This window comes from Aerococcus sp. L_32, from assembly GCF_050689315.1.
Genome location: NZ_JBOEQF010000197.1, coordinates 1 through 3,925, shown reverse-complemented (window position 1 = coordinate 3,925; position 3,925 = coordinate 1). Strand labels below are relative to the sequence as shown.

At 38.1% G+C, this 3,925-nt stretch carries 4 protein-coding genes; 3 read left to right on the top strand and 1 reads right to left on the bottom strand.

Annotation, left to right across the window (positions count from 1 at the left end; genetic code table 11):
- On the top strand, positions 1-392 hold a 392-nt coding region (locus ACRCJ0_RS10285), incomplete at its 5' end, for an MBL fold metallo-hydrolase (protein WP_431390375.1).
- A gap of 98 nt (positions 393-490) precedes the next feature.
- Here ACRCJ0_RS10285 and cbpA read toward each other — a convergent pair.
- On the bottom strand, positions 491-1,138 hold the full coding sequence (gene cbpA / locus ACRCJ0_RS10280) for a cyclic di-AMP binding protein CbpA (RefSeq protein ID WP_026465836.1): 648 nt from the start codon (positions 1,136-1,138) through the stop codon (positions 491-493).
- Positions 1,139-1,387: 249 nt separating this feature from the next.
- On the opposite strand from cbpA, the gene ACRCJ0_RS10275 reads away from it, so the two are divergent.
- Positions 1,388-3,205 (top strand): glycoside hydrolase family 3 protein, encoded by a 1,818-nt coding sequence (locus tag ACRCJ0_RS10275; RefSeq protein WP_417894024.1) that lies wholly within the window; start codon positions 1,388-1,390, stop codon positions 3,203-3,205.
- Positions 3,206-3,496: 291 nt separating this feature from the next.
- Positions 3,497-3,925 (top strand): CNNM domain-containing protein (locus ACRCJ0_RS10270; protein WP_431390374.1); only part of this gene is annotated, 429 nt, incomplete at its 3' end.

Genomic DNA, 3,925 nt, shown 5'->3' with positions numbered 1-3,925 from the left:
ACATCGACGTTTGGCAGCACATTATTGAAGCCGACTGGTTGAAAGACAAGCAAACCAGAGTTCCTAAAACTCGTACCCATTATTGGGATAAAATGGGGCAACACTCCGTAGCTGGCTTCACTTTTGAAACCGCACACGTACCAGGGCATTCCCCAGGATCCGTTGTATATATTTTTGAGGAAGCCGGCTTTGTCGTTGCGGGCGATACCTTATTCAAAGGAACTATTGGTCGAACCGACTTAGACCACGGGGACCAAGATACATTAATTACTGGTATCAAGCGTCATTTATTGACCCTGCCGGATGAAACCCAAGTTTTACCAGGGCATGGTGGCATTACAACGATTGGTCAGGAAAAGGCGAATAATCCATTTTTACAAGGCAATCTTTAAAATAGAAATAATCATTATATAAGCAAAGAGAAAACCTAGTCCAATGACGCCATTGCGGTAGTCAAAGGGCTAGGTTTTCTTGTGTCTAAATGTACACCTTAGCTTAAGGCGATTGATTTGGTATTACCAACAGAAAGAATCTTATAATTCTTCCGTTCAATTCTTGAGATAATTTTCTCAAGTGACTGATGTGAACAGTCACCTTTTAATGAAATGATGATATTGGATAGATCGGTTTTAGGATCAACGGTTGTGACAACCGTGTTGATAGATGCAAAACGACCGATAATTCGTGATATCACTGCTAGTGCACCTTGATCCTCCTGGTTTGCTTGAATAGTTAAAACAAAACCATCTTCATCTAGCGACCATGCCTTGAATAAACCACGTTCAAACGCACGGTGGGTTAGGATGCCATAGAAGGTATGGTCTTCATTCAAGACACTGATATAAGGTAAATCTCGAATAGCAAAAATTGTTTGGAAAAGGGTTGAATTGTTATAGATGTATTTTGTCGCATTTTTTAGGTGATGGGTAACCGATACATCTAAAGACTCACCATTTAATAGCCGTTTATAAATGTGTTGTCGGTAAATGTTTCCGCGATACATCGTTCCGGACTGACTTAAGATGGGTAAGGACCGGAAATTATTTTCTTTCATAATGTCTAAGGCTTCTTGTAAAGTATTGGCCTCGGTGACATATTTAACGTCCTCACGCTTAATACTTAACTCGCGGATGTTCATATGTATGACCTCGCTCTTTCATTGTATTCATAACTCATTATATCATAAAAATGGCAAAATCATGCTAAAGATTATAGTAAGGTTAGAATATTGCAAAAAATGCGCAAAAACCAAAATAAAGTGAAAAAAATCTTTTAAAGGGGTTACATTTATTGGAATTCTTGTTATAATGATTTTGTTAATAAACATCTGTAGACGTTTATAAGCATTTAGTAAGCGTTTACTTATTTTGAAAGGGGAACATTTCACATGGCTAAAGTTGATTTAACTAAACAACCCTATAATTTAGACGCAGAAGGTGTCAAATGGGTTGAAGATACAATCGCAAATATGACAATTGATGAAAAAATTGGTCAATTATTCTTTAATATGGGTGCAAGTACTGAACCTGAATACTTAAAAGATGTATTAGATACTTATCACATCTCAGGTGTACGTTACAACAAATCTAAAGCAGATGTTGTTTACGAACAAAATAAAGTATTACAAGGCCACTCTAAATACCCAGTATTAATCGCTGCGAACACTGAAGCTGGTGGTGATGGAGCTGCTAACGACGGTACTTATATCGGTCACGAAGTGAAAATTGCTGCTACTAACGACTCTAAATACGCTTATGAAATGGGCCGTATTGCTGGTGTTGAAGCTGCTGCAATCGGATGTAACATGTCATTTGCACCAATCGTAGATATTACTGAAAACTGGAGAAACCCAATTATCTCAGTACGTACTTGGTCAAACGACACAGAAAAAGTTTTAGAAAACTCATTAGCATACTTAAAAGGTATCTCAGAAGAAGGTATCCTTGCAACTGCTAAACACTTCCCTGGTGATGGTAACGACGAACGTGACCACCATTTATCATTTGCGACTAACCACTCAACATTAGAAGAATGGTTTGACTCATATGGTAAAGTTTACAAAGGATTAATCGACGCAGGTTTACCAGCAATCATGGCTGGACACATTGGTTTACCTTCATATGTAGAAAAAGTAAACCCATCTGCTTCATTATCTGAGAAAAACTTACCAGCAACATTATCACGTGAGTTATTAACTGACTTATTAAAAGGTGAGTTAGGCTTTAACGGTGCGGTAATTACAGATGCTTCACACATGGTTGCATTTACAAGTGCATTAAAACGTGAAGATGCACTACCAACTTCTATCGCTGCTGGTTGTGACATGTTCTTATTCTTCAACGATCCAGATGAAGACTTTGCATGGATGAAAGCTGGTTACGAAAACGGTACAATCACTGACGAACGTCTAAACGATGCGATTTCTCGTACTTTAGGTTTACGTGCTAAATTAGGTTTACACAAAGTTGACCGTACTCAAATCTTAGCACCTAAAGAAGAAGCATTAGCTAAGATTGCTACTGATGAACATAAAGAAATGGCTCGCGAAGTTGCTGACCAAGCGATTACTTTAGTTAAAAATGAACAACCAGATGTGTTCCCTGTAACACCTGAACGCTACAAGTCTGTATTATTAGTACTTAACGAAGGTGTTAAAGGTGGATTCGGTGCGATGATCGCTTCTAAAGAATCTCCAGTAGACATTATGAAAGCTAAAATGGAAGAACGTGGCTTTAACGTAACTGTTTGGGAATCAACAGAAGAACGTATCATGAAGTTACCAGAAGCTGAACGTGCAGCAGCGATTGCTAACGTTTATGCTCAAAAACAACCAATTGCTAAATTAACAAACCAATATGATTTAGTAATTAACTTAGCTAAGATTGCTGCAGGTACAGTACAACGTGTTGCATGGCCAGCATCTAAAGGTACACCGGATATTCCATTCTACGTAAACGAAATTCCTACAATTTACGTATCAGTGAACCATCCATTTGCATTGGCAGATGTGCCTCAAGTACAAACTTACATCAATGCATACGACGATAAAGACTTCAATATTGAAATCTTAGTCGACAAATTAGCTCAAGGTCCTGAAGCATTTAAGGGTGTTGACCCAGTTGATTCATTCACTGGCTTCGAAGATACTCGTTATTCTTCAGCTGACGTATATGCTAACCGTATCAACCCAGCTAAAACTAAATAATATTCATACAAATCTTTAAAATGTTTAAGGCCTGCATGCGTGTGGGGCCTTTTTTGATTAAACAGAATTAGAATCTGTAAAAAGTGAGGGGATGTTTCTTTTCTATACAACTTCTTTGGTTTGTTGGGTTTGGTCTTTTTGCAAAAGAGTTAGTCCAAAAGTTTGAAAACAGGATGAGGTCGGCAATCTATACCCATACTTATAAGTTGAATCTTGCCTTTTAAACCTAGGGGTTGTATACTAAAATCAGATTATTGTACATACATATAACAAAGGAGAGAATTCGACATTATGGGAGATCCTGGGGCCTCAAACGTAGGTGGACAGATATTACTAATTATTATTTTAACATTGGTGAATGCCTTCCTGGCAGGGGCTGAAATGGCCTTTGTATCGGTGAACCATTCAAAACTAGAAACCATGGCAGAAGAAGGAGACGTAAAATCCCAAAAAGTATTGAAACTTCTTGAAAACTCTGATGATTTCTTATCAACGATTCAAGTAGGGATTACTTTTGCTGGTTTCTTCTCGTCTGCAGCGGCGTCTACTACCTTCGTTTCTTATTTAGAACCGTATCTATCTGGTGTTCCAGCAGGTGAGACAATTGCTACAGCAGCTGTAACATTAATTCTGTCATACTTTACATTGGTATTAGGTGAGTTATATCCAAAACAATTAGCCTTACAAGTACCTGAATCGTATGCACGACAATCAGCTGGC

Excerpts from the sequence above, each read along its gene's own strand:
- cbpA (WP_026465836.1), bottom strand. The coding sequence starts at position 1,138 with ATGAACATCCGCGAGTTAAGTATTAAGCGTGAGGACGTTAAATATGTC.
- ACRCJ0_RS10275 (WP_417894024.1), top strand. The coding sequence starts at position 1,388 with ATGGCTAAAGTTGATTTAACTAAACAACCCTATAATTTAGACGCAGAA.